The sequence below is a fragment of the Pseudoruegeria sp. SHC-113 genome (assembly GCF_025376885.1).
Taxonomy (GTDB): domain Bacteria; phylum Pseudomonadota; class Alphaproteobacteria; order Rhodobacterales; family Rhodobacteraceae; genus Pseudoruegeria.
In genome coordinates this window covers 137453-160325 of record NZ_JAHUBR010000001.1, presented here as the reverse complement: position 1 = coordinate 160325, position 22873 = coordinate 137453, and the positions used below count along the sequence as shown (strand labels likewise).

Below are 22873 nucleotides of genomic sequence, written 5' to 3'. Positions count from 1 at the left end.
TACCTGCCGAAGACCCAACCGGCAACCGGCACGAAACGGATGACCAAAGCGCTCACCTTCCTCGGCATTGAAAGCAGCTGCGACGATACCGCCGCCGCCATTGTGCGCCGGGGGCCAGATGGCCGTGCCGAAATCCTCGCCAATGTCGTTGCCGGGCAGGCCGAATTGCACGCGGCCTTCGGGGGCGTCGTGCCTGAAATCGCTGCCCGCGCCCATGCCGAGAAGCTCGACATCTGCGTGGAAGAGGCGCTCACGGCCTCGGGCCTTGACCTTTCCGATCTGGACGGGATCGCGGTGACGGCGGGCCCCGGCCTGATCGGCGGCGTGCTTTCGGGCGTGATGTGCGCCAAGGGGATCGCCGCCGGTGCCGGGTTGCCGCTGGTCGGGGTGAACCACCTCGCCGGCCATGCGCTGACACCCCGGCTCACTGATGGCGTGGCCTTTCCCTACCTGATGCTGCTTGTGTCTGGCGGGCATTGCCAGTTCCTCATTGCCTCCGGCCCTGAAAGTTACACCCGCCTTGGCGGAACGATCGATGATGCGCCCGGCGAGGCTTTCGACAAGGTCGCACGGCTGATCGGCCTGCCCCAACCCGGCGGGCCTCATGTGGAGGCAGAGGCCAAGTCCGGCAATGATAGAACCTTTTCCCTGCCCCGCCCGCTGCTGGATCGCCCCGGTTGCGACATGAGCTTCTCCGGCCTGAAAACCGCCGTACTGCGCGCCCGCGATGGCGTGGTGGCCGAAAAAGGCGGCCTCACCCGGCAGGACCGCGCCGATCTTTGTGCCAGTTTTCAGGCCGCCGTGTGCGACGTGCTCACCGAGAAGAGCCGCCGGGCGCTCGAAACCTATCTGGCCGAGGCCCCCGCCACGCCAACCTTCGCCGTCGCCGGTGGCGTCTCCGCAAACGCGGCCATCCGCAGCGCTCTGGAGGCGCTGTGTGAAAGCCAAGGCGTGCGCTTCCTTGCGCCGCCCCTGAAGCTCTGCACCGACAACGCCGCGATGATCGCCTGGGCCGGGATTGAGCGCTTTGCCAGTGGCGCGGCTGACGATATGGCACTCGCCGCCCGCCCGCGCTGGCCCTTGGACAACCGCAGCCCCGCCCTTTTGGGATCGGGCAAGAAAGGCGCGAAAGCATGAGTATCGCCGTTCTGGGCGCCGGGGCCTTCGGCACCGCCCTCGCCATCACAATCGCCCGTGGCGGCACCCCGGTCACGCTCTGGGCGCGGGATGCGAAGCACGCCGCGCAGATGCAGGCCACGCGCGAAAATGCGCGGCGGCTGGCGGGTGTGTCGCTTCCTCAAAACGTCACTGTTACAGCAGAAATCGCCTCTATCGAGGCCGGTATCGCCCTGCTCGCCGTGCCCATGCAACAGATCGCGGCCTTCCTTGCCGAACATGGCGCGCGGCTCGCTGGCAAACCCATCGTCGCCTGCTGCAAAGGCGTGGACTTGCAAAGCGGTTTTGGCCCAACGGCCACCATCGCCGCCGCCTGCCCTACCGCCACGCCCGCCGTGCTCACCGGCCCCAGCTTCGCGATCGACATCGCCCGTGGTCTTCCCACGGCGCTCACGCTGGCCTGCGGGAACGAGGCCGAAGCCCAGCGCCTGCAAGCCGCGCTCTCCACCGACACGCTGCGCCTCTACCGCACCACCGACACCACCGGCGCGGAACTTGGCGGCGCGCTGAAGAATGTCATCGCAATTGCCTGCGGTGTCACCATCGGTGCGGGCCTCGGCGAAAGCGCCCGCGCCGCCGTGATGACGCGCGGCTTTGCCGAGATGCAGAGGCTCTCGCAGCAACTTGGCGCGCGCCCCGAAACGCTCGCCGGGCTTTCAGGTTTTGGCGATCTCGCCCTCACCTGCACCTCGGAGAAGAGCCGCAACTTCTCTTTCGGGCTGGCCTTGGGGCGCGGGGAAAGCTTTGATGCGGGCAAGACGGTCGAAGGCGCCGCCACCGCCCGCGCCGTGGCCCGGCTGGCGCGCGAAGCCGGGGCCGAGATGCCCATCACCAGCGTCGTCGCTGCCGTGCTGGAACAGAAACTGACAATCCGGGAGGCCGTGGATGCACTGCTCTCCCGCCCGCTCAAGGAGGAATAGAGCCTATGAAAGTCGCCCTGATTGCGAAAGACAAACCCGGCGCGCTTGCGATCCGTATGGAAAACCGGCCCGATCACGTGGCCTATCTGAAAGCCACGCCCGCCGTGGAACAGGCCGGCCCGCTGCTGGACGCCGAGGGCGCGATGTGCGGCTCGCTGATCATCCTTGAGGTGGCCGACATGGCCGAGGCCGAGGCCTTCGCGGCGGGCGATCCCTATGGCAAGGCCGGGCTCTTCGCCTCGGTCGAGCTGATCCCGTGGAACCGGGTGATCGGCTGATGGCATATTGGCTGTTCAAATCCGAAGCCTCCACCTGGAGCTGGGAGCAGCAGGTCGCCAAGGGTGAGGCCGGCGAGGAATGGGACGGCGTGCGCAACTATCAGGCGCGCAACATGATGCGGCAGATGAAGCTCGGGGATCTCGGCTTTTTCTACCTCTCCCAGAAGGACAAGAAGATCGTCGGCATCGTCGAGGTCTGCGCCGAGGTCCACCCCGACAGCAGCACCGATGATCCGCGTTGGGAATGCGTGGACATCAAGGCCGTCGCGCCAATGCCCAAGCCGGTGACGCTGGATATGTGCAAGGCCGAGCCACGCCTCGCCGAAATGGTACTGGTGAACAACACCCGCCTCTCGGTGCAACCCGTGGCCGATGCCGAATGGGCGCTGATCTGCGAAATGGGTGGTGTTTCGGGCTGACTCAGAGCCTGTTTCGCCCCCAATCAGCCTGAGCGCGCCACCGAAAGACTTGGCAAAAAACGTCTAGGCGCGGCCCGGAAGCGCGGGCATAGTTACCCCATCGTATTCATCAGGGAGACATGCGATGGGATTTCTGAGCGTGATCGTCGCGGCACTGGCCGCCTATGGCTTCGGAGCCGTCTGGTACATGCGGCTGGCCGAGCCGTGGATGACAGCCGCCGGCGTTGAGCGCGGCGAAGATGGCCGGCCCAAGAATTCCAAGGATCCGATCCCTTATATCACCAGCCTCGTCTGCCTGATCATCGTCGCCGGCATGATGCGCCACGTCTTCGCGCTGGGCGGGATCGACGGGCTCGGCAAGGGCCTTGTGGCGGGCCTCGGGCTGGGCCTCTTCATCGCCACGCCGTGGATTGCAACGAATTACACGTTTGCTGGCCGCCCGCGCCAGCTGATCGTGATCGACGGCGGCTATGCCACCATCGGCTGCACCGTGATCGGTGCCGTGCTCGGGCTGTTCTGATCCATGCGCGGCGCGATCATCCTCGCCGCTCTGGCTGCCCTCGCCGCGTGCGAGAGCAGCACGCCGGCCCAAGGCGAGCTGCTGACCTTCAACATCGCCGCCGACACCCAGCCCTGCACCGGTGTCGCGCCCATGCGCTGCCTGATCGTGAACGGCGCGTATTTCTATGATCCGATCGCGGGCTACACCCATGTGGAGGGCCAGCCCGCCACGCTCAGCGTGCTGCGCACGCCCGCCGGGCTGCCCCTTCCGGCGGATGCCGGGGCTTTCACCTACAAGATGGTGGAACGCCTCAACTAACCGCCCGTTTGCCATGGCACCACAGGCGCTCTAGCTATTTTGCCAGTTCATTGACCCGTAAAAGGACGTTCCCATGCGCCACGCCATATTAGCCGCCCCCTTCTTCGCCCTCGCCCTCCCCGCCGTCGCGCAGGAGACCGTAACCCCCGAAACCTACATCCGCGCCGAAGTGGATGTGACCTTCGATCAGTTCCAGCTCAACGCGGGCGAGGATGTGAACCGCTTCTACTACATCCGCAAACCCACCCCGCTGGACGCGCAGGCCGTCGTGCGCATGAACCGCGACACGCTCTATGCCGGGGCCGTGGTGGACACCGAAGGCGGCGCCACCATCACGATCCCGGAATTTCCGGATGACCGCTACTTCTCCATCCTCGTGATCGACAATGATCACTACGCCCCCACCGTCTTCTATGAGCCGGGCACCTACGCCGTACCGGATGACACCAAATACGTCGCCCTTATCCAGCGCATCCAGATCATGGATCCAAGCGATCCCACGGATGTCGCGCTGGTCAACGAGATGCAGAACCAGTTCGTGATCGAGGCCGCGAACCACGATCTCTTCCCCGATCCGCAATGGGACGTGGAAAGCATGCTGGCTTTGCGTGCCGACTACGAGGTCGAATTTCAGAAGTTCACCCAGTATGAGCCCGACTGGATGGGCCCGCGCGGCGAGGTGAACGAGGACACACGCCATCTGGCCGTCGCCGGGGCCTGGGGCCTGTTTCCCGAGAAAGACGCCGTCTACATCAACTACACCGCCCCCGCTGGCGCGACCGGTTGCCAGACGGCCACCTACGAGGTGCCGCCCAACGATGCCTTCTGGTCCATCACCGTCTACGGCAGCGACGGCTTCATGAAGTCCGACAACAACATCATCAACGACCGCAACGTGACGCTGAACGAGGATGGAACCTTCACCGCCTACTACGGCTCGGAAGCAGACTGCGGCGCGCAAGCCAACCGCGTGGATGTGTCGGAAGGCTGGAACTTCCTGATGCGCGTCTACCGCCCCGGCCAGGCCGTGCTGGATCGCAGCTACGTGCTCCCGGACGTCACACCCGCCGGCTAGGCCCTCCCAACAGTAACAAACAAAAAGCCCCGCCGGATCTCCTGCGGGGCTTCGTCGCTGCACCGGTCCAGAGGTCAGCCGTAAACGGCTTCCTTCCCGAAATGCTTCACCAGCATGTAGTAGACAACGGCACGGTACTTGTTGCGCTCGGATTTGCCGTAGGTCTCGATCACCGCGTTGATCGCGTCCATCAGCGCCGGGCCATCGGCAAGGCCAAGCTTCTTGATCAGGAAGTTGTTCTTCACCGTCTCAAGCTCGCTCTCCTGCGTCGCGGCAACGGTGGAGGCATCGGCGTTGTAGATCGCCGGACCACAGGCGATTGTCACCTTTTCCAGCAGCGCCATATCCGGCGTCATGCCGCATTTGTTCTTCAGATCATCGGCATATTGCGCGATCAGTTCGTCCCGTTTGCCCATCGGCATCCTCCCAGTGTCACGTATGAGTTATGGTGGCAGGAGCCTAAGGCCAAAGCGCATGCGCGCAAAAGGAAAACATCTCGCAGGATTTCCCCCCAGCTTTAGCGCCTTCCTCTCGCGCCAAATACCTCGGGGGGAGTCCCGCAAGGGACGGGGGGCAGAGCCCCCACCCCCTTCGTCAGTAGCGGTAATGCTCGGGCTTGAAGGGGCCTTCGGGCTTCACGCCAATATAGGAGGCCTGATCCGCATCGAGCTTAGTGAGCTTCGCGCCCACTTTTGCGAGGTGCAGCGCGGCCACTTTCTCGTCCAGGTGCTTGGGCAGAACGTAGACTTCGTTCTTGTAGGCATCGCCCTTCGTCCAGAGCTCGATCTGCGCCAGAACCTGGTTGGTGAAGGAAGCCGACATCACGAAGGAGGGGTGGCCGGTGGCGTTGCCGAGGTTCAGCAGGCGGCCTTCGGAGAGCAGGATGATGCGGTTGCCCGAGGGCATCTCGATCATGTCCACCTGTTCCTTGATGTTGGTCCACTTGTGGTTCTTCAGCGCGGCAACCTGAATCTCGTTGTCGAAGTGGCCGATGTTGCCGACGATGGCCATATCCTTCATCGCGCGCATGTGCTCGATGCGGATGATGTCCTTGTTGCCGGTGGTGGTGATGAAGATGTCGGCCTTCTCGACCTCCTCTTCCAGCAGCACCACCTCAAAGCCGTCCATCGCCGCCTGCAGGGCGCAGATCGGATCGACTTCCGTCACCTTCACGCGCGCGCCCGCGCCGCGCAGGGAGGCGGCGGAGCCTTTGCCCACGTCGCCGTAGCCACAGACAACAGCCACTTTACCAGCCATCATCGTATCGGTTGCGCGGCGGATGCCGTCGACCAGCGATTCCTTGCAGCCGTATTTGTTGTCGAACTTCGACTTCGTGACGGAGTCGTTAACGTTGATCGCCGGGAAGGGCAGCTGGCCGCCGCGCTGCAGCTCGTAAAGCCGGTGCACGCCGGTGGTGGTTTCTTCGGACACGCCGACGATCTGCTCACGCATCTTGGTAAACCAGCCGGGGCTTGCCGCCATGCGCTTGGCGATCTGGGCCTTGATCACGGCCTCTTCCTCGCTCGTCGGCACGGCGATGATGTCTTCGCCGGCTTCGGCGCGGGCGCCGAGCAGGATGTAGAGCGTTGCGTCGCCGCCATCGTCGAGGATCAGGTTCGGGCCCTCGGCGAAGAGGAAAGATTTATCGAGGTAATCCCAGTGCTCTTCCAGCGTCTGGCCCTTGATCGCGAAGACCGGGATACCAGCCTCGGCAATCGCCGCTGCCGCGTGATCTTGCGTGGAGAAGATGTTGCACGAGGCCCAGCGCACATCCGCGCCCAGCGCCACCAGCGTTTCGATCAAAACGGCTGTCTGGACCGTCATATGCAGCGAACCAACGATCCGCGCGCCTTTCAGCGGTTTGCTCTCGCCATATTCCTCGCGCAGAGCCATCAGGCCCGGCATCTCGGTTTCGGCAATATCAAGCTCCTTGCGGCCATAGGCGGCAAGCGAGATGTCTTTCACAATGTAATCGGCGGCCATCGGGCTGCTCCTTCACGCGTCCATGATTTAAGCCGCAGATAGCACCGACGCCCGCCTGCGGCAACCGGACTACTGTGTTCTGCCCACCTGAGGCTTGCGCCCCATGGCCGCTCGGGGTCTCTTGGGCGCAGAGTTCCACAACGACCAAGCGTGAGTACGAACAGCCATGCCCCAGCAACCCCGCGCCTGGCAGCGCATGCTTTCGGGCCGCAGGCTCGATCTTCTGGATCCGACGCCTGTGGACATCGAGATCGCCGACATCGCCCATGGTCTGGCCTTCGTGGCGCGCTGGAACGGGCAGACGGAAGGCGATTACCCCTATTCCGTCGCCGAGCATTCGCTGCTGGTCGAAGCGCTGTTTCGCCGCCTGCAGCCCAAGGCTCCGGCGAAATGGCAGCTGGCGGCTCTGCTGCACGACGCGCCGGAATATGTGATCGGCGACATGATCTCCCCGGTGAAAGCCGCCGTCGGCCCGGATTACGGCCTGCTGGACGACAGGCTTACCGCCGCCATCCACATCCGCTTCGGCCTGCCGGCAGCGATCCCGGTGTCGGTCAAGAAGCAGATCAAACGCGCCGACAAGATCAGCGCGTGGTTCGAAGCGACGCAGATTGCTGGCTTCTCCGAGGCCGAGGCCAACAAGTTCTTCGGCCGCCCGCCGGAGGATCTGAAAGCCGATTTGCAGATCACGCCGCGCCCACCGGTTGACGTGCGCGCGGCATTCACCGCGCGGCATGGGGAACTGATGGAGGCCTGCCATGGGTGAGGTGCGCAAGGCCGGGCCGTCAGATTGCAGCGGCATGGCCGAGATCCTGAACGAGATCATCGCTGAAGGCGGCACCACGGCGCTGACGGAGCCCGTCACCGCGCAGGTGTTGAAAGACTGGATGGCAGCGCCGGGGCGCTCCGCCTGGCATGTGGCGCTGGACGGGCGCGGCGCGGTGATCGGGTTTCAATGGCTGGGGGAGCAGGGCTACCTGCCGCCCGAGGCCATCGACATCGCCACTTTCGTGAAACGCGGGCAGGCGGGCTTGGGCATCGGTTCTGCGCTGTTTGACGCGACGCGGCAGGCCTCGATGAAGATGGACGCGGGCTGGATCAACGCCAACATCCGCGCCGACAATGAAGGCGGGCTGATCTACTACCAGAGCCGCGGCTTTCGCACTTACGATCACTGGCAGGGCTACAAGATGGCCAATGGGCAAGTGGTGGACAAGGTTCTTAAGCGCTTCGATCTGGATTAAGGCACTGAAATTGCGTTGAAAGCGGTGAGGGCAGTGCTGTCCCGCGGGGTGGCGCAAAGCGCCGCCCCATGGGGGCGGGCCGGCGCTGCCCGGCGTACCGCCGGGCGAAACATCCCATAACACCTACCCCAACGGGCAGCTTTCCCCAGCACTGATCGCCGTGAGCCCCGATGCATCGCCTTCAAACACGTAGGGCCCCGTGGCCGCCGGAACAGGCTGGCCCGGTGCGAAGCCTTCCACCGTTGCCACCGACGCGCCGCGCCCGGCTTCAAGCCGCCAGCCGTGCAGGCCTTCGCGCAGGAAATAGAGTGTCAGCCCATTTGCCCAGCGCTGCGCCGCACCGGCACCGTTGCTGCAGGGGATCCGGGCCTGCGGCTGTGCGCCGACAAGCCGGCTGATGGCCGCGACTGTGCCGGCTTCAGCGCGGCCGAAATCGATCCGGAGGGGGGAGCCGATGGGCTGGAGGTGATCCGGTGCCAAGGCAAGGCCTGACGCCCCACCGGACACAGGGGCCGAGGCGTCCGGCACGGGACTGGTGTTGCAGGCGGCTAGCACAAGGGTCGCGCCTGCGGCCAAAACCATACGGAACGGCAACAGGCCCACAGCCCTAGCGCGGGCTGCGCTTGGCGAGGATGCGTTGCAGCGTGCGGCGGTGCATGTTCAGCCGACGGGCTGTCTCGCTCACGTTGCGGTCGCAGAGCTCATAGACGCGCTGGATATGCTCCCAGCGCACGCGGTCTGCGCTCATCGGGTTCTCAGGCGGCGGCGGCAGATCGCCCGCCGAGGCCAAGAGCGCCGCCGTCACATCATTGGCGTCCGCTGGTTTGGAAAGGTAATCCATCGCGCCGATCTTCACCGCGGCCACCGCCGTGGCAATCGCGCCATAGCCGGTGAGCACCACAACACGGCAATCTGGCCTCGTCTCGCGCAGCGTTTCGACAACCTCAAGGCCCGAGCCATCCTCAAGCCGCAGGTCCACCACCGCATAGGCCGGGGGGCGCGCGGTTGCGAAGGCGCGGCCAGCGGCCACCGATCCAGCCGTCTCGACAGCGAAGCCGCGTTTCTCCATGGCGCGGGCGAGCCGCTTCAGGAACGGTTCGTCATCGTCAACGAGAAGCAGGGTGTTGTCTGCCCCGATCTCCTCCAGCTCGCGGTCGGCCATGGTCAATCCTTCGCTAAACCTTCTTTTTCCCAATGTTTAGGGCGAAGGCCCCATCCCGTCAAACAGCGCTAGCTGGCGTCGACGAAACAGGCGACGCTTTCCGCCATCTGTTGCGGCGTGGTATCGCGTTTGAAGAACTCCACGAAGCCATGGTCCGGCAGGACGAGGTAGGAGAAGGTGGAGTGGTCCACGAGGTAGAACTCATCCTCGCTCTCCTGCTTGCGGTAGTAGGTCTTGTAGGCCTGCGAGGCAGCCTTCACCTGCTCTTCGGAGCCCGTCAGCGCGATCATACGGTCATGAATGATCTCGCCGTAGTCTTTCATCACTTCGGGCGTGTCTCGCTCAGGGTCGATGGAGATGAACACCGGCGTCACCTCGATGCCCTGCGCGGCCAGAAGATCCACCGCCTCGGCATTGCGCACGTTATCAAGCGGGCAGACATCGGGGCAGAAGGTATAGCCAAAGTAGAGGATCGAGGGCTTGGTGATCACATCGGCATCCGTCACCGTTTCGCCGTCGCCATTGACCAGCGTGAACGGCCCGCCAATGGCCCCGGCGCCGCCCGCGATCTGGGACTCGCGGCAGGCGGCGAACTGATCGTCGCTGCGGGTGCCTGAGGTCACGAACCACAGCACGCCCAGCATGGCGATCACGATGGTTGAGGCAACGATGGCGATGAGGCGGGTCATGGCGAATGTCCTTCTGGCGGGTTGGGCGCATTGATCGTCCTGCAGCTGCGGATTAACAATTGTGCAGGTTGACGCATTCACGAAGGCGCGAGCAGCACATGTCCGACAGCACCTCAGCCCTGTTCAGCGCCACACAGCGCAGCGGGTGGATCCGCCTGCGCACGCTCATCGTGCTGCGCTGGTTCGCCATCGCGGGGCAGATCGGCGCGATCTTCATTGCCCGCCGCGTCTTTGACGTGCAGCTGGAGTTGGGGCTCTGTTATCTTGTGATAGGGGCGGCGGTGATCGCCAACCTCGTGGCCACCTTCATCTATCCCGAAACCAAGCGCCTGACCGACAGGCAAAGCTTCGCGCTGCTGCTGTTCGACATCTGCCAGCTCTCGGCGCTGATCTACCTGACGGGCGGGCTCAACAATCCCTTCGCGTTGCTGATCATGGCCCCGGTGACGGTTTCAGCAACGGTGCTCACCATGCGCTCCACGCTGCTGCTGGGCATCGTTGCGCTGGCCGCGATCACCTGTGTCGCCGCGTTTCACCTGCCGCTGCAAACCTCCGAGGGCGAGATCTACGAGCTGCCCGCGCTGTTTCTCTTCGGCTTCTGGCTCGCCATCGTGATCGGCACCGTCTTTCTCGGCATCTACGCCCGGCGCGTGACCGGGGAAATCCACTCCATGTCGCAAGCGCTTCTAGCCACGCAGATGGCGCTGGCGCGGGAACAGAAGCTCACCGATCTGGGCGGCGTTGTCGCGGCGGCAGCCCATGAGCTGGGCACGCCACTGGCCACGATCAAGCTTGTTAGCACCGAGATGATGGACGAGCTGGAGGAAGGCACGCATCTAAAGGAAGATGCGGAGCTGATCCGCGAACAGGCCGACCGCTGCCGCGAGATCCTGCGTTCCATGGGGCGCGCCGGCAAGGACGACAAGCACCTCAAGCGCGCACCGCTGGAAACCGTGATCCACGAGGCCGCCGAGCCGCATCTGGACCGTGGCAAGGACATCAGCTTCGCGCTGGTGTCGGATGAGGCCCCCGGCGCGCAGCCCATGGTGATGCGCTATCCGGAGTTCGTGCATGGCATCCGTAACCTTGTGCAGAACGCCGTGGATTTCGCCGACAGCCGCGTCTGGGTCGAGATCGGCTGGAGCGATGACGCAATCACGGTCCGTATTCTGGACAACGGCCCGGGCTTCCCGGCGCAGCTGATCGGGCGCATCGGCGATCCTTTCGTGCGCCGCCGGGCCAGCGCCACCGAAACCGCCAAACGCCCGGAGTACGAGGGGATGGGGCTGGGCCTTTTCATCGCCAAGACGCTGCTGGAGCGCACCGGGGCGGAGTTGAGCTTTGCCAATGGCTCCGATCCCTTCCTTGAGGAATCGGAGCGGCCCGAGAAATCCGGCGCCATCGTGCAGGTGCGCTGGGCGCGCAGCGCGCTGGAGGGCAAGCCCGAGGATTGGACAGGGCCGCTCGGGGAGAACCAGCAGTTCGCCTGATCTGGCGTTTTGGGCGGTTTTAAGGGCCGGGCGGCGGTTAAACCTCCGTTAACCATCCCGCGGTAGCGTCGGACAAAACCACTTCGACCTGTGCCCATGCAACCGCTGCTTCTTTTCACAACGCTGCTGCTCTCTGCGGCAGCCGCCTGGCTGACGATCCGGGCGCTCGTCGTGCATCCCACGCCGGGTGAGCCCCAGTCGGCGGATGATCGCGGCGAAACCAGCTTCCTGTTTCAGGGCTCCCGGTTGGTGGATGCCTCCGGCGCGGCGGATGGGCTTCTGGAAACCGCCGAGAAGCAGGAAACCGATCTTCTCACCCTGATCCGCGCCCTAAAGCCCCGCTTTCCTGATCTGGACCGCATGCTGGATCTGAGCACAGACCTCGGCCACCCCACCGGGGACCCCAGCGGCGACGATCCTGAACACCCTGTCGATGCGGCCACCGAAGCCCCTGAAATCCGCAAGATCTTTCACGCGCGCACGCCCGAGGATGCCGGCCGTATCGAGTTTCTCCAATGGGGCGGCTTTACCCGGCTCACGCTGTCCCAGCCCGAAGTGCGCAAGGATGCCGATTGGGAATGCGCCTTCCTGCGCGAAGAGGTGGCAGGCCTGCGCCAGCTGCTCAACACCGCGCCCTTTCCGATCTGGCGGCAAACCTCGGCTGGCGCCGTGACCTGGGCCAACACCGCCTATCTGGACACCGCCGCCAATCAGGCGGACGTCGCCCCGGAAGAGGCGCGCGGCTGGCCGCCGGTGAAGATTTTCACCGATCTTTCGCTCGATCAGGGCACGCCAGAAAGCCGCGCCTGCCGGTTGCCGCTACAGCTGATCGGCCAGAAAGAAGAAACATGGTTCGATTGCCGCAGCTTTGCCGTGGGCCGGGAGTCGCTGCACTATGCGGTGGATGCCTCGGCGGCTGTTTCGGCCCAGCGCACGCTGGAACAATTCGTCCAGACCCTGACGAAAACCTTCGCGCATCTGCCCATCGGCCTTGCCGTGTTTGACCGCAGCCGGCGGCTCGCGCTGTTCAACCCGGCGCTAACCGATCTCACCGGGCTGCCTGTGGATTTTCTGAGCCTGCGCCCGACGCTGGATGCGGTGTTTGATCGGTTGCGCGAAAGCCGCTTGCTGCCGGAGCCCCGGAATTTCGCCGAATGGCGGCGGCGCATCACACAGGCCGAGGCCGAATCCACGCGCGGTGCCTACGAGGAAACCTGGACATTACCTTCAGGCCGCTCCTTCCGCCTCACCGGCCGCCCCCACCCCGACAACGCCATCGCCTTTCTTTTGGAGGACATCAGCACCGAGGTCTCGCTCACCCGCCACTTCCGGGCCGAGCTGGAGATCTCGCAAGCGGTGCTCGACACGATGGAGGATGCCATTGCCGTCTTCTCCGAAGGCGGGCGGCTAGCCTTCACCAACCGGGCCTTCGCGCGGCTGTGGTTCGGCTCCGACGATTGCGCGCTGAGCGAGTTCACCATCTTTGAAACCAGCCGGATGTGGCGCAACCGGTGCCACCCGACCCCGGCCTGGGGTGATCTGAGGGAGTTCGCCGCCGCACCGCGCGATCGCGCCGAATGGGAGGCCGATGTCCGCATGCTGGATGGCCGCGCCCTGCGCACCACGGTGGCACCGCTGCCCGGCAACGCCACGCTGGTGCGCTTCCGCGCCGCCGACACCGCCGTGCCCTTCACCAGTGTGCGTCTGCAGGCGCATCAGGGCTAAGGGCGCGAAGCGTCTTGCGGGCCGGGGCGGGGCAGGTAATATCCGCCCATGAGCGATGCGCGCCTTTCCCTGACCCTCGCGGATGAGACCGCTTCTACCGAGTTGGCCCAGCAGCTCGCGCCCCTGCTTGAGGCCGGGGATTGCCTGCTGCTGTCGGGGCCTGTGGGCGCGGGGAAAAGCCATTTCGCCCGCAGCCTGATCCTTGCCCTGCTGCCCGAGCCCGAAGACGTGCCCTCGCCCACCTTCACCCTCGTCCAGACCTATGACGCCCCTGCCTTCGAGATCTGGCACTGCGATCTCTATCGCCTCTCCGGCCCGGAGGATGCATTCGAGCTGGGGCTGGACGAGGCCTTCGACACCGCGCTCTGCCTCGTGGAGTGGCCGGACCGGCTTGGGGCCTACACCCCGCGCAACGCGCTGGAGCTTTCGTTTGCCCACCAGCCCGATGGCACGGGCCGCAGCCTTGCCCTGTGCGGCCCCCGGAAACGCTGGGCCGGCGTTCTGGATGGCCTTCATGCCTGAAACCGCCGCGGCCTTGTCCGCTTTCCTTGCGCAGGCCGGCTGGCACCAAGCCGAAGCCGCCCCCATGCAGGGCGACGCGTCGGCCCGCCGCTACCAGCGCCTGACCCGCGCGGACGGCGAAAGCGCCATCCTCATGCTCTGCCCGGCAGGCTCCAGGGCCGAGATCGCCCGCTTTTGCGATGTCGCCCGGCACCTGCGCGCCGTGGGCCTCTCCGCCCCGGACATCCTTGCTCGCGACGATCAGAACGGCCTTCTCCTGCTGGAGGATTTCGGCGAGGCGGTGATGGCCTCTGTCGTCGCCAATGCGCCCAACACGGAACGCGCGCTCTATCTCAGCGCCACCAAGGTGCTGCATTACCTGCACAGCGTGCCGCCGATGGAAGGCCTGCAGCCCTACGGCCCGGCGGAAATGGCCGCGATGGTGGATGTGGCCTTCACGGAATATGCCGCCGCAACGGGCACCGGCGATCCCGCCGCACAAGGCCGAGTTCAGGCGCTTCTGGAGGCCGCATTGGCCCGCCATGCGCCGGAGACAGACGTGATGATCCTGCGCGATTACCACGCGGAGAACCTGATGGTTCTGCCCGAACGCGGCGGCGTGCAGGCGCTGGGCCTCCTGGATTTTCAGGACGCGCTGCTCGGCCATCCCGCCTATGATCTGATCTCGCTTCTGGAGGACGCCCGGCGTGACATCCGCGAAAGCACGCGGCTGGCCTGCATCTCGTGGTATGCCCATGAAAACGGGCTGGACCCGGAGCGCTTCGAAGCTGCGCTCGCGGTACAGGGGGCCCAGCGCAACCTGCGGATCCTCGGGGTGTTTGCCCGCCTTGCCCGTGCCCTTGGCAAGCCCGGATACCTTGCCCTGATGCCCCGTGTCTGGGCGCATCTGGAGCGCGATCTGGCGCACCCTGCCCTTGCGGATCTGGCCGCCCCCCTGCGCGCGGCCCTACCCGCCCCCACCGAAGACATTCTGGAAAGGCTGCGCCAGCAATGCCCGACGCCCTGATGCTGTTCGCCGCCGGGTTCGGCACCCGCATGGGTGCGCTGACCGCCGACAAGCCGAAACCGCTGATCGAGGTTGCAGGTCGTCCGCTGATCGATCACGCATTGGCCTTGCGCGATGCTCATGGCCCGCTGCGTACGGTGGCCAACCTGCATTATCGCCCCGATCAACTGCGCGCCCAACTTGCCGGGCGCGATGTGCTGTTCTCCGAGGAGCAGCCTGACATTCTCGAAACCGGCGGCGGCCTGCGCGCCGCTCTGCCCTTGCTCGGCGAAGGCCCGGTATTCACGATGAACACCGACGCCGCCTGGACGGGCGCAAACCCGCTCAGCCAGCTCGCCACCGCATGGGATCCGGCGCGGATGGACGCGCTGCTGCTGCTCGTCGCGCCACAGGATGCGCGTGGCCACACGGGCAAGGGCGATTTCCTGATGGATCCCGAAGGCCGCCTGAGCCGTGGCCCCGGCCTGATCTATTCCGGCGTGCAGATCCTCAAGCCCGATCTGCTACCGACCATCCCGGAAGCCGCCTTTTCCCTCAACCGCCTGTGGGACGTGATGCAGGCCAAACGCCGCCTCTTCGGCCTGCGCCATCAAGGCGGTTGGTGCGATGTGGGCCGGCCAGACTGTATCCCGCTTGCCGAAGCAATGCTCGCGGAGGCCGCCCATGGCTGACACCACGCTCTTCGGCGTGCCCCCCGGCGCGGATTTCCCGAAGGCCCTGCGTGATGGGGTGATCGCGCGCTATGGCGCTGCCGGCCCGGAAGCGCTTGCGCGGGTGCAGATCTTCGTCAACACGGGCCGGATGCAACGCCGCCTGCGCAGCCTCTTTGCCGAGGGCGGCGCGCTGTTGCTGCCGCGCATCCGCCTGATTCAGGATCTGGGCAAAGGGCTCACGGATGCCCCGCTGCCCCCCGCCATCTCTCCCCTGCGGCGGCGGCTGGAACTGGCGCAACTGATCGCGCGCCTGATCGAGGGCGCACCCGATCTCGCCCCGACGGCGAGCGCCTATGACCTTGCCGACAGCCTCGCCACGCTTTTGGACGAGATGCACGGCGAAGGCGTGACACCGGAGGAGATCGCGCAGCTCGACGTGACGGATCAATCCGGCCACTGGGCCCGCGCGCTGGAGTTCATCCGCATCGTGCAGGCCTTCGTCGCCGATGAGGACGCGCCCGACGCCGAGGCCCGACAACGTATGGTGGTGGAGCGGCTCGCCGCCCAATGGGCCGAGGCCCCGCCGCCGGATCCCATCCTGATCGCTGGCTCCACCGGCTCGCGCGGGGCCACCCACCTGCTGATGGAGGCCGTTGCCCGTCTGCCCCAAGGGGCCGTGATCCTGCCGGGCTTCGATTTCGATCTGCCAGAGCCTGTCTGGGAAAGCCTGTCGGATGCGATGAAAAGCGAGGATCACCCGCAGTTCCGCTATGGCAAGCTACTGAAAACGCTTGGCCTTTCGCCCAGCGCCGTGGGTGAGTGGGCCAAAGCCCCTGCCCCGTGCCCGCCGCGCAACACGCTGCTGTCGCTCGCCCTGCGCCCCGCGCCCGTCACCGATCAATGGATGAGCGAAGGCGCGCATCTGGAGGGTATCGCGGAGGCGACGGCGCAGATCACCTACCTGAAAGCCCCATCTGCCCGCGCCGAGGCACTCGCCATCGCGCTGCGCATGCGGCAGGCGGTGGACACCGGCGAAACGCTGGCGCTGATCACGCCCGACCGTATGCTCACGCGGCAGGTGACAGCCGCGCTGGACCGCTGGCAGGTCACCGTGGACGACAGCGCCGGCTTCCCGCTGCATCTGTCTGCTCCGGGCCGCTTCCTGCGGCTGGTGGCGCGGCTTTACGGCCAGCGGCTCACCATCGAGGCGCTGCTGACCCTGCTCAAACACCCGATCACCCATTCCGCCGGGGATCGCGGCACGCATTTGCTGCGCACGCGGGAGCTTGAGCTTTCGCTGCGCCGCAACGGCCCCGCCTTTCCCGATGCAGCATCTTTGCGCAAATGGGCGACCAAGCAGGCCGAAAAGGACGAAGGTGCGCCTGTGTGGGCCGAGTGGTTGATCGCCGCCCTGCCCTTCGAGGACGTGCCCGTCACCCGCCCCCTCGCCGACTGGGCCGCGCTGCACATCGCCTGCGCCGAGGCCTTGGCCGCTGGTCCTACGGGCGGCGAAAGCGAGCTCTGGCGTGAGGCGGCTGGCCGCAAGGCGCGCGCCGTGGTGGATGCGCTCACCGCCGACGCCGGGTTCGGCGGCGACATGGCCCCGCATGAATACAGCGAGCTGTTCCGCGCGCTGCTGGCCAAGAGCGACGTGCGCGCACCGGACGAGGATTTCCCCAACCTGATGATCCTCGGCACGCAGGAGGCCCGCGTGCAGGCCGCCGATGTGGTGATTCTGGGCGGGCTCAACGATGGCATCTGGCCGCCCACCCCTGCGCCGGATCCCTGGCTGAACCGCAAGATGCGCCATGACGCGGGCCTGCTTCTGCCCGAGCGCCGCATCGGGCTTTCGGCCCATGACTTCCAGATGGCAGCGGGCGCGAAAGAGATCTGGCTCAGCCGCGCAGCGCGGGATTCGGAGGCCGAAACCGTGCCCTCGCGCTGGCTGAACCGGCTGGTGAACCTGCTCTCGGGCCTTGAGGCTCAGGGCGGCGCGGAAGCCTTGGCCGGTATGGAAGCGCGCGGCGATCACTGGCTGGCGCTTGCAGCCAAGCTGGAACAGCCCGGCCAGGTGCAAGCCGCCAAGCGCCCCTCACCGCGCCCGCCTGTTGCCGCCCGTCCGGTGCAATATTCCGTCACCCAGATCAAAACCCTGATCCGCGATCCTTACGCGATCTACGCGCGCGGCGTGTTGGGGCTGAAGCCTGTCGACCCGTTGCATCCCTCGCCCGATGCGCCCTTGCGCGGCACTGTGCTGCACAGCGTGCTGGAGCGGTTCATCGCCGAAGATGATCTTTCGGATGGTGCGGAAGCGCGGCTCATCGCCACCGCCAGCGCCGTGCTTGAGGAAGAGGTCCCCTGGCCCACCGCCCGCCGCCTCTGGCTGGCCAAGCTCGCACGCGTGGCCGACTGGTTCGTCACGTCAGAACGTGCGCGCCGCGAAACGGCCGCGCCCATCGGGGTCGAGAAATCGGGCAAGGCGCTGATCGGCAGCACCGGTGTCACCCTCACCGCGCGGCTGGACCGGGTGGACAGCAGCGACGCCGGAACGCTCCGGCTTTATGATTACAAAACCGGCGCGCCGCCGTCCAAGAAACAGCAGGCCGCTTTCGACAAGCAACTGCTTCTGGAGGCCGCGATGATCGAACACGGGGCCTTCCCAGAGATCCACGTGGGCACGGTGGATTACGCCGCCTACATCGGCCTTGGCGCGAGCCCGAAGGAAGAGCCCGCGCCGTTGGACGAGATCTCCCCGGCGCGCACATGGGCGGAGCTGGACGAGCTCATCAGAGCCTATCTTAGCCCAAATCAGGGTTTCACGGCCCGCCGCGCCCCGGCGCTTCTCACCTATGCCGGCGATTACGATCACCTCTCCCGCTATGGGGAATGGGAGGATTCCGACGCGCCCACACCGGAGGATCTGGCATGAGTCCGCGCGATGACGCCACAGAGCGGCAGGTGATCGCCGCCGATCCGCTGGCCTCCACCTGGCTTTCCGCCAACGCCGGCTCCGGCAAGACGCGGGTGCTCACCGATCGCGTGGCCCGGCTGCTGCTCACCGGGTTGGAGCCGCAGCACATCCTTTGCCTGACCTACACCAAGGCCGCCGCCAGCGAGATGCAGAACCGCCTGTTCCGTCGCCTTGGCGGCTGGGCCATGAAACCCGATGACGCCCTGCGCGCCGAATTGCGCGATCTGGGCGAGGAGGGCACGATCGATGCCGAACATCTACGCACCGCGCGCAGGCTCTTTGCACGCGCCATCGAAACGCCGGGCGGGCTGAAGATCCAGACGATCCACTCCTTCTGCGCCTCGCTTTTGCGCCGCTTCCCGCTGGAAGCCCGCGTCTCGCCGCAGTTTACCGAAATGGACGACCGCGCCGCGCTGCTCTTGCGTGAGCAGATCGTGGAAGAAATGGCCGATGGCCCGCTGCAGGGGCTGATTGATGGCATGGCCGCCCATCACACCGGTGAGGATTTCGCCGCGCTCACGGCAGAAGTCTGCCGCCTCGCCGCCGATTTCGGCGCGGCCCCAACGATGGATGCGGTTCTGGCAGGCTTCGGCTTGCCGCCGAGGTTCGATGAGCAGGCTGCCATCGCGCTGGCTTTCGATGGCAGCGAACCCGCGCTGTTCGGTGAGCTTCTGCCGATGCTGCGTGGCCAGTCGGCCACCTATCAGAAGCTCGCCGCTGCGCTGGCGACGATCAATGTGAAGGAGCCGGGGCCCGCAGACTTCGACGCGCTGTGCGATGCCTTTCTCTACAAGAGTGGCGACCGCAAAGATCGGGCCAAGGTGGGGGGCGTGCCGCAATCCAACCACAAGGCCGCGCGCGAGGCGTTGGAGCCGATCCTGCCCGAGCTCGACGCTTTCATGGAGCGCATCGAGGCGGCGCGATTTGCGCAATACAGTCTCTATACCGCCCGAAAAACCTTTGCTCTGCACCAGTTCGCCGCCGCCTTCCTGCCGGAGTACGAGCGGCGCAAGCAGGCGCGGGGCTGGCTTGATTTCGACGATCTGATCCTGAAGGCCCGCCAGCTGCTCACCGATCCCGCCGTGGCGCAATGGGTGCTGTTTCGGCTTGATGGCGGCATCGACCATATCCTCGTGGACGAAGCGCAGGACACCTCGCCAACGCAATGGGCGGTGATCGAAAGCCTTGCGCAGGAGTTCACGGCGGGCACCGGCGCGCGCGAGGATGTGGAGCGCACGATTTTCGTGGTCGGCGACAAGAAACAATCGATCTACTCCTTTCAAGGAGCCGATCCCGGCGCGTTTGACCGGATGCGCGATCACTTTGCTGCCCGCCTTGCGCCCTCGGGGCGGGGCTTGCAGGCCTTGCAGCTGGAATACTCCTTCCGCTCCAGCCCCGCCGTGCTGCAGCTGGTGGACAAGATTTTCGAAGGCCCGCTAGCCGCTAACCTTGGCGACATTTCCCGCCACATCGCCTTCAACCGCGATCTGCCGGGGCGCTGCGATCTCTGGCCGCTCGTGGAAAAAACTGAAAAGGAAGAGCCGGGCGACTGGTTTGATCCCGTGGACAAGCCCAGCGAGGATCACCATTCGGTGCGGCTGGCGCGGATGATCGCGGGCGAGATCAAGCGCATGATCGACAGCCGCGAACCGCTGCCCCAAAGCGCCAGCGAGGCGCGCGCGGTGCAGCCCGGCGATTTCCTGATCCTCGTGCAGCGCCGCTCGGCCCTGTTCCACGAGATCATCCGCGCCTGCAAGGAGCAGGGGCTGGAAATAGCGGGCGCGGACCGGCTGAAAGTGGGCGGCGAACTGGCGGTTAAGGACATCATCGCGCTGCTGGCCTTCCTGGCCCTGCCGGAGGACGATCTTTCCCTCGCCGCCGCGCTGCGCTCGCCGCTCTTTGGCTGGAGCGAGCAGCAGCTTTACACGCTGGCACAGGGGCGGGGCGCGCGCAGGCTCTGGCAGGCCCTGCGCGAGGCGCGCGATCAGCACACCGATACGCTTGCGGTGCTGGACGATCTGCGGCGCGAGGCCGATTTCCTGCGGCCTTTCGAACTGATCGAGCGGCTCCTGACCCGCCATCAGGGGCGCTACCGGCTGCTTTCCCGCCTTGGCGAGGAGGCCGAAGACGGCATCGATGCCCTGTTGGATCAGGCGCTGTCTTATGAAAACAGCGAGGTGCCGAGCCTCACCGGCTTCCTTGCCTGGCTGCAAAGCGAAGAGGTGGAGATCAAGCGCCAGCTCGACAGCGGCGGTGGCAAGATCCGGGTGATGACGGTGCATGGCTCCAAGGGGCTGGAAGCGCCGATCGTGATCCTGCCCGACACCGGCCAGCGCCCGATCAGGCTTCGGGACGACATCTATCGCTCGGAAGACGGTCTGCCGATGTGGAAGGTCGGCGGCATCGCCCAGCCCGCGCCGATGGAGGCCGCGATGGAGGCCGAGAAAGCGGTGCAGTATGCCGAACGGATGCGGCTTTTGTACGTGGCCGCAACGCGGGCGGAGAAATGGCTGATCACCTGCGCCTGCGGCGATCTGGGGAAATCCGGGGACACGTGGTTTGACCTGATCGAAGCGGGGCTGAAAGCGGCCGGCGCCGTGGAGCAGGACTTTTTCGGCGCGCCGGGGCTTCGGCTGGAAACCGGCGCATGGCCGCAAACGGCGAGCGACGGGGCAGGGGCACAGGATGCGCCTTTGCCCGATCTTCCCGAATGGGCGGCGCAACGCGCACAACCGCGCCCATCCGCGCAAACACCCGTGCTCACGCCGTCCGATCTTGGCGGCGCGAAGGCGTTGGCGGGGGTGCTGGAGGATTGGGACGAAGAGGCAGCCCTGCAGCGCGGCACGGCGATTCACCTCTTGCTCGAACATCTGCCCGACCACCCCGAATCCCTCTGGCCGGAAATGGCGCAGCGCCTGTTTCAGGCCGCCGAGCTGCCCACGGGCGACATGGCCGATATGCTCGCCGAGGCGGCGGGCGTGATCAAAGCGCCGCATCTGGCGATGCTTTTTGACGCGGACACGCTGGCGGAAGTAGATTTGACGGCCCCGGTGGCGGCGCTTGGCGGGCAGCGGATTCAAGGCACGGTGGACAGGCTGATCGTGACGCCCGAGCGGGTGACGGTGGTGGATTTCAAGACGAACCAACTGGTGCCAAAGGAGGAATCCGAGGTGCCCGAAGGGCTGTTGCGCCAGATGGGGGCCTATGTGGCGGCTTTGGAGGCGATCTTTCCGGGGCGCGAGATTGCCCCTGCGATCCTTTGGACGCGCGACGCCACGCTGATGCCGCTCTCACACGAGGCCGTGATGGCTGCCCTCGGGCGCACCGCTACATCTTGACCTTGTTGGGCGGCCTCCATACGTTCCCTAGCCAACGCCAGATTTCATCAGGAGGTACGCCCATGGCGACCGTAGCAGTCACCGACGACACGTTCGACGCCGAAGTCCGCAATTCCAGCATCCCCGTTGTGGTGGATTTCTGGGCCGAATGGTGCGGCCCGTGCAAACAGATCGGCCCGGCTCTGGAAGAGCTCTCCGCCGAATACGACGGCAAGGTGAAGATCGTCAAAGTGAACGTAGACGAGAACCCGAACTCCCCGGCCCAGATGGGTGTACGCGGCATCCCGGCGCTGTTCATGTTCAAGGACGGTCAGGTGATCTCCAACAAGGTGGGCGCTGCTCCGAAAGCGGCCCTGCAAAGCTGGATCGAAGAAGCGATCTGAGGCTTTCTGCCACCGGACGGATAGAAAAGGCGCTCTTCGAGGCGCCTTTTTTCATGCCTCCGGCGGTGTCTTCCAGAGGAGTCAGATTTCCCACCCACGGGCGCGCAGGGTGGTGAGGATCTGCGCCTTCGCGTCGGGGCGGCCTGCATTGATGGCCTTCTCTTGCAGGAACCAGTGCAGGTAGCGATCGTAGTCCGGCGAATGAGAGAGGATGCGGGCGAAGGCCGCTTCGGGGTCAGTGGCAGCGGAGACGGCGATGTGGTGGAAATCGATCTGCCCGAAAAGGATCGCCGGTTTGTGCAGGTAGTAGCCCATGAAGGCGACCGACGAGTTCTGCGTCACCACGTAATCGCAAGCGGGCAGCAAGCGCTCCATGCCGCCGGTCTCAATCGTGAGGCGAGGGTGGCGGGCGGCCAGCGCCTGCAGGGCGTCGATCTCCTCCGGTGTGTAGACCTCGCGCGGATGCAGCGCCGCGACGATGGGGCGATTGCGCTCCTGCGCAAGCGTCGTTTCGATCATGGCAAGCGGGCTGCAGCTTTGAAAGCTGCGGTGATCGCGCAGGCGGCCCTGCAGGGGGATATAGACGAAGCCGCTCCGGCTGGGGGCGGGCCAATCCGCAAACAGGGTATTGCGCCAGCGATCTGCGAAGGATTTGGCCTGAACAGGGTCTGTATTGGCGGGTTCAAAGGGGGTGCACGTTACCTCCCATTCCCAGCGTTTCTCCGAGGCTTCGATCTGCCAGAAGGGGTAGTGGTAGACGCGCCGGAAGGTGAGCGCGCGGGGATGGAAGGGCGGCTCCATGTGGAAAAGCGTATAGCCCCGGCGCGCGGCGGATTTCAGGCGCTCGCGCTCGCTGGAGGGGCAGAACTCCACCGTAAAGCCTTCGCCCTCGCAGACCTCCTGCACGAGGCGCAGGAAATTATGCTTGCCCGCCTGTGCAGCGGCGCGCATGCCGGGATCAAGATAGATGCGGAGCCGTTTTGCCACTGCCATGCGGCCACGCTAGCCCGTGTGCAATC

At 65.6% G+C, this 22873-nt stretch carries 23 protein-coding genes; 17 read left to right on the top strand and 6 right to left on the bottom strand.

The window, feature by feature from the left end; translation table 11 throughout:
- Positions 1–39 precede the first annotated feature (39 nt).
- From tsaD to KVX96_RS00785, 7 genes are all read left to right on the top strand, one after another.
- Positions 40–1137 (top strand): tRNA (adenosine(37)-N6)-threonylcarbamoyltransferase complex transferase subunit TsaD, encoded by a 1098-nt coding sequence (gene tsaD / locus KVX96_RS00815; protein ID WP_261192028.1) that lies wholly within the window; start codon positions 40–42, stop codon positions 1135–1137.
- Positions 1134–2096: an NAD(P)H-dependent glycerol-3-phosphate dehydrogenase gene (locus KVX96_RS00810; protein ID WP_261192027.1), complete on the top strand. Its 963-nt coding sequence runs from the start codon at positions 1134–1136 to the stop codon at positions 2094–2096. Before tsaD ends, KVX96_RS00810 begins: the two co-directional genes overlap by 4 nt.
- Before the next feature lie 5 nt (positions 2097–2101).
- Entirely contained in the window at positions 2102–2374 is a 273-nt protein-coding gene (locus KVX96_RS00805) for a YciI family protein (RefSeq protein WP_261192026.1), read from the top strand.
- Positions 2374–2793: an EVE domain-containing protein gene (locus tag KVX96_RS00800; protein WP_261192025.1), complete on the top strand. Its 420-nt coding sequence runs from the start codon at positions 2374–2376 to the stop codon at positions 2791–2793. Before KVX96_RS00805 ends, KVX96_RS00800 begins: the two co-directional genes overlap by 1 nt.
- Before the next feature lie 124 nt (positions 2794–2917).
- Positions 2918–3313: a DUF1761 domain-containing protein gene (locus tag KVX96_RS00795; RefSeq protein ID WP_261192024.1), complete on the top strand. Its 396-nt coding sequence runs from the start codon at positions 2918–2920 to the stop codon at positions 3311–3313.
- A gap of 3 nt (positions 3314–3316) precedes the next feature.
- Complete coding sequence (locus KVX96_RS00790; protein WP_261192023.1) at positions 3317–3613, top strand: DUF4377 domain-containing protein; 297 nt, start codon at positions 3317–3319, stop codon at positions 3611–3613.
- Positions 3614–3686: 73 nt separating this feature from the next.
- The gene (locus KVX96_RS00785) at positions 3687–4688 is read left to right on the top strand and encodes a DUF1214 domain-containing protein (protein ID WP_261192022.1); all 1002 of its coding nucleotides are present in this window, start codon (positions 3687–3689) and stop codon (positions 4686–4688) included.
- A gap of 74 nt (positions 4689–4762) precedes the next feature.
- On the opposite strand, the gene KVX96_RS00780 is transcribed toward KVX96_RS00785, so the two are convergent.
- Together KVX96_RS00780 and ahcY are read right to left on the bottom strand one after the other, a co-directional pair.
- Positions 4763–5104, bottom strand: coding sequence for a DUF2853 family protein (locus tag KVX96_RS00780; protein ID WP_261192021.1), 342 nt, complete (start codon positions 5102–5104; stop codon positions 4763–4765).
- Between the two features lie 178 nt (positions 5105–5282).
- The gene (gene ahcY / locus KVX96_RS00775; protein ID WP_261192020.1) at positions 5283–6671 is read right to left on the bottom strand and encodes an adenosylhomocysteinase; all 1389 of its coding nucleotides are present in this window, start codon (positions 6669–6671) and stop codon (positions 5283–5285) included.
- Positions 6672–6837: 166 nt separating this feature from the next.
- Here ahcY and KVX96_RS00770 point away from each other — a divergent pair, with 166 nt between their 5' ends.
- Positions 6838–7437 carry an HD family hydrolase gene (locus tag KVX96_RS00770; RefSeq protein WP_261192019.1) on the top strand — a complete coding sequence of 200 codons (600 nt, stop codon included), beginning with the start codon at positions 6838–6840 and terminating at the stop codon, positions 7435–7437.
- Entirely contained in the window at positions 7430–7915 is a 486-nt protein-coding gene (locus KVX96_RS00765; protein WP_261192018.1) for a GNAT family N-acetyltransferase, read from the top strand. Before KVX96_RS00770 ends, KVX96_RS00765 begins: the two co-directional genes overlap by 8 nt.
- Before the next feature lie 123 nt (positions 7916–8038).
- On the opposite strand, the gene KVX96_RS00760 is transcribed toward KVX96_RS00765, so the two are convergent.
- From KVX96_RS00760 to KVX96_RS00750, 3 genes are all read right to left on the bottom strand, one after another.
- Positions 8039–8443, bottom strand: a complete 405-nt coding sequence (locus KVX96_RS00760; protein WP_261192017.1) for a hypothetical protein — start codon at positions 8441–8443, stop codon at positions 8039–8041.
- A 79-nt stretch (positions 8444–8522) separates the two neighbouring features.
- The gene (locus tag KVX96_RS00755; protein WP_261192016.1) at positions 8523–9077 is read right to left on the bottom strand and encodes an ActR/PrrA/RegA family redox response regulator transcription factor; all 555 of its coding nucleotides are present in this window, start codon (positions 9075–9077) and stop codon (positions 8523–8525) included.
- A 68-nt stretch (positions 9078–9145) separates the two neighbouring features.
- Positions 9146–9766, bottom strand: a complete 621-nt coding sequence (locus KVX96_RS00750; protein ID WP_261192015.1) for an SCO family protein — start codon at positions 9764–9766, stop codon at positions 9146–9148.
- A 98-nt stretch (positions 9767–9864) separates the two neighbouring features.
- On the opposite strand from KVX96_RS00750, the gene regB reads away from it, so the two are divergent.
- The 8 genes from regB to trxA all read left to right on the top strand — a co-directional run bounded on the left by regB (position 9865) and on the right by trxA (position 21854).
- On the top strand, positions 9865–11256 hold the full coding sequence (regB, locus tag KVX96_RS00745; protein WP_261192014.1) for a sensor histidine kinase RegB: 1392 nt from the start codon (positions 9865–9867) through the stop codon (positions 11254–11256).
- A 96-nt stretch (positions 11257–11352) separates the two neighbouring features.
- A complete protein-coding gene (locus KVX96_RS00740) occupies positions 11353–12981 on the top strand; it encodes a PAS-domain containing protein (RefSeq protein WP_261192013.1) in 1629 nt (542 codons plus the stop codon).
- A gap of 48 nt (positions 12982–13029) precedes the next feature.
- Positions 13030–13503 carry a tRNA (adenosine(37)-N6)-threonylcarbamoyltransferase complex ATPase subunit type 1 TsaE gene (gene tsaE, locus KVX96_RS00735; protein WP_261192012.1) on the top strand — a complete coding sequence of 158 codons (474 nt, stop codon included), beginning with the start codon at positions 13030–13032 and terminating at the stop codon, positions 13501–13503.
- Positions 13496–14509, top strand: a complete 1014-nt coding sequence (locus tag KVX96_RS00730; protein ID WP_261192011.1) for an aminoglycoside phosphotransferase family protein — start codon at positions 13496–13498, stop codon at positions 14507–14509. The genes tsaE and KVX96_RS00730 overlap by 8 nt, the downstream gene beginning before the upstream one ends.
- Positions 14494–15180: a nucleotidyltransferase family protein gene (locus KVX96_RS00725; RefSeq protein ID WP_261192010.1), complete on the top strand. Its 687-nt coding sequence runs from the start codon at positions 14494–14496 to the stop codon at positions 15178–15180. Before KVX96_RS00730 ends, KVX96_RS00725 begins: the two co-directional genes overlap by 16 nt.
- Positions 15173–18091: a double-strand break repair protein AddB gene (gene addB, locus KVX96_RS00720; RefSeq protein WP_261192009.1), complete on the top strand. Its 2919-nt coding sequence runs from the start codon at positions 15173–15175 to the stop codon at positions 18089–18091. Before KVX96_RS00725 ends, addB begins: the two co-directional genes overlap by 8 nt.
- A complete protein-coding gene (addA, locus tag KVX96_RS00715; protein ID WP_261192008.1) occupies positions 18088–21471 on the top strand; it encodes a double-strand break repair helicase AddA in 3384 nt (1127 codons plus the stop codon). Before addB ends, addA begins: the two co-directional genes overlap by 4 nt.
- A gap of 62 nt (positions 21472–21533) precedes the next feature.
- The gene (gene trxA / locus KVX96_RS00710; protein WP_261192007.1) at positions 21534–21854 is read left to right on the top strand and encodes a thioredoxin; all 321 of its coding nucleotides are present in this window, start codon (positions 21534–21536) and stop codon (positions 21852–21854) included.
- Positions 21855–21935: 81 nt separating this feature from the next.
- On the opposite strand, the gene KVX96_RS00705 is transcribed toward trxA, so the two are convergent.
- Entirely contained in the window at positions 21936–22847 is a 912-nt protein-coding gene (locus tag KVX96_RS00705) for a hypothetical protein (RefSeq protein WP_261192006.1), read from the bottom strand.
- Positions 22848–22873 lie beyond the last annotated feature (26 nt).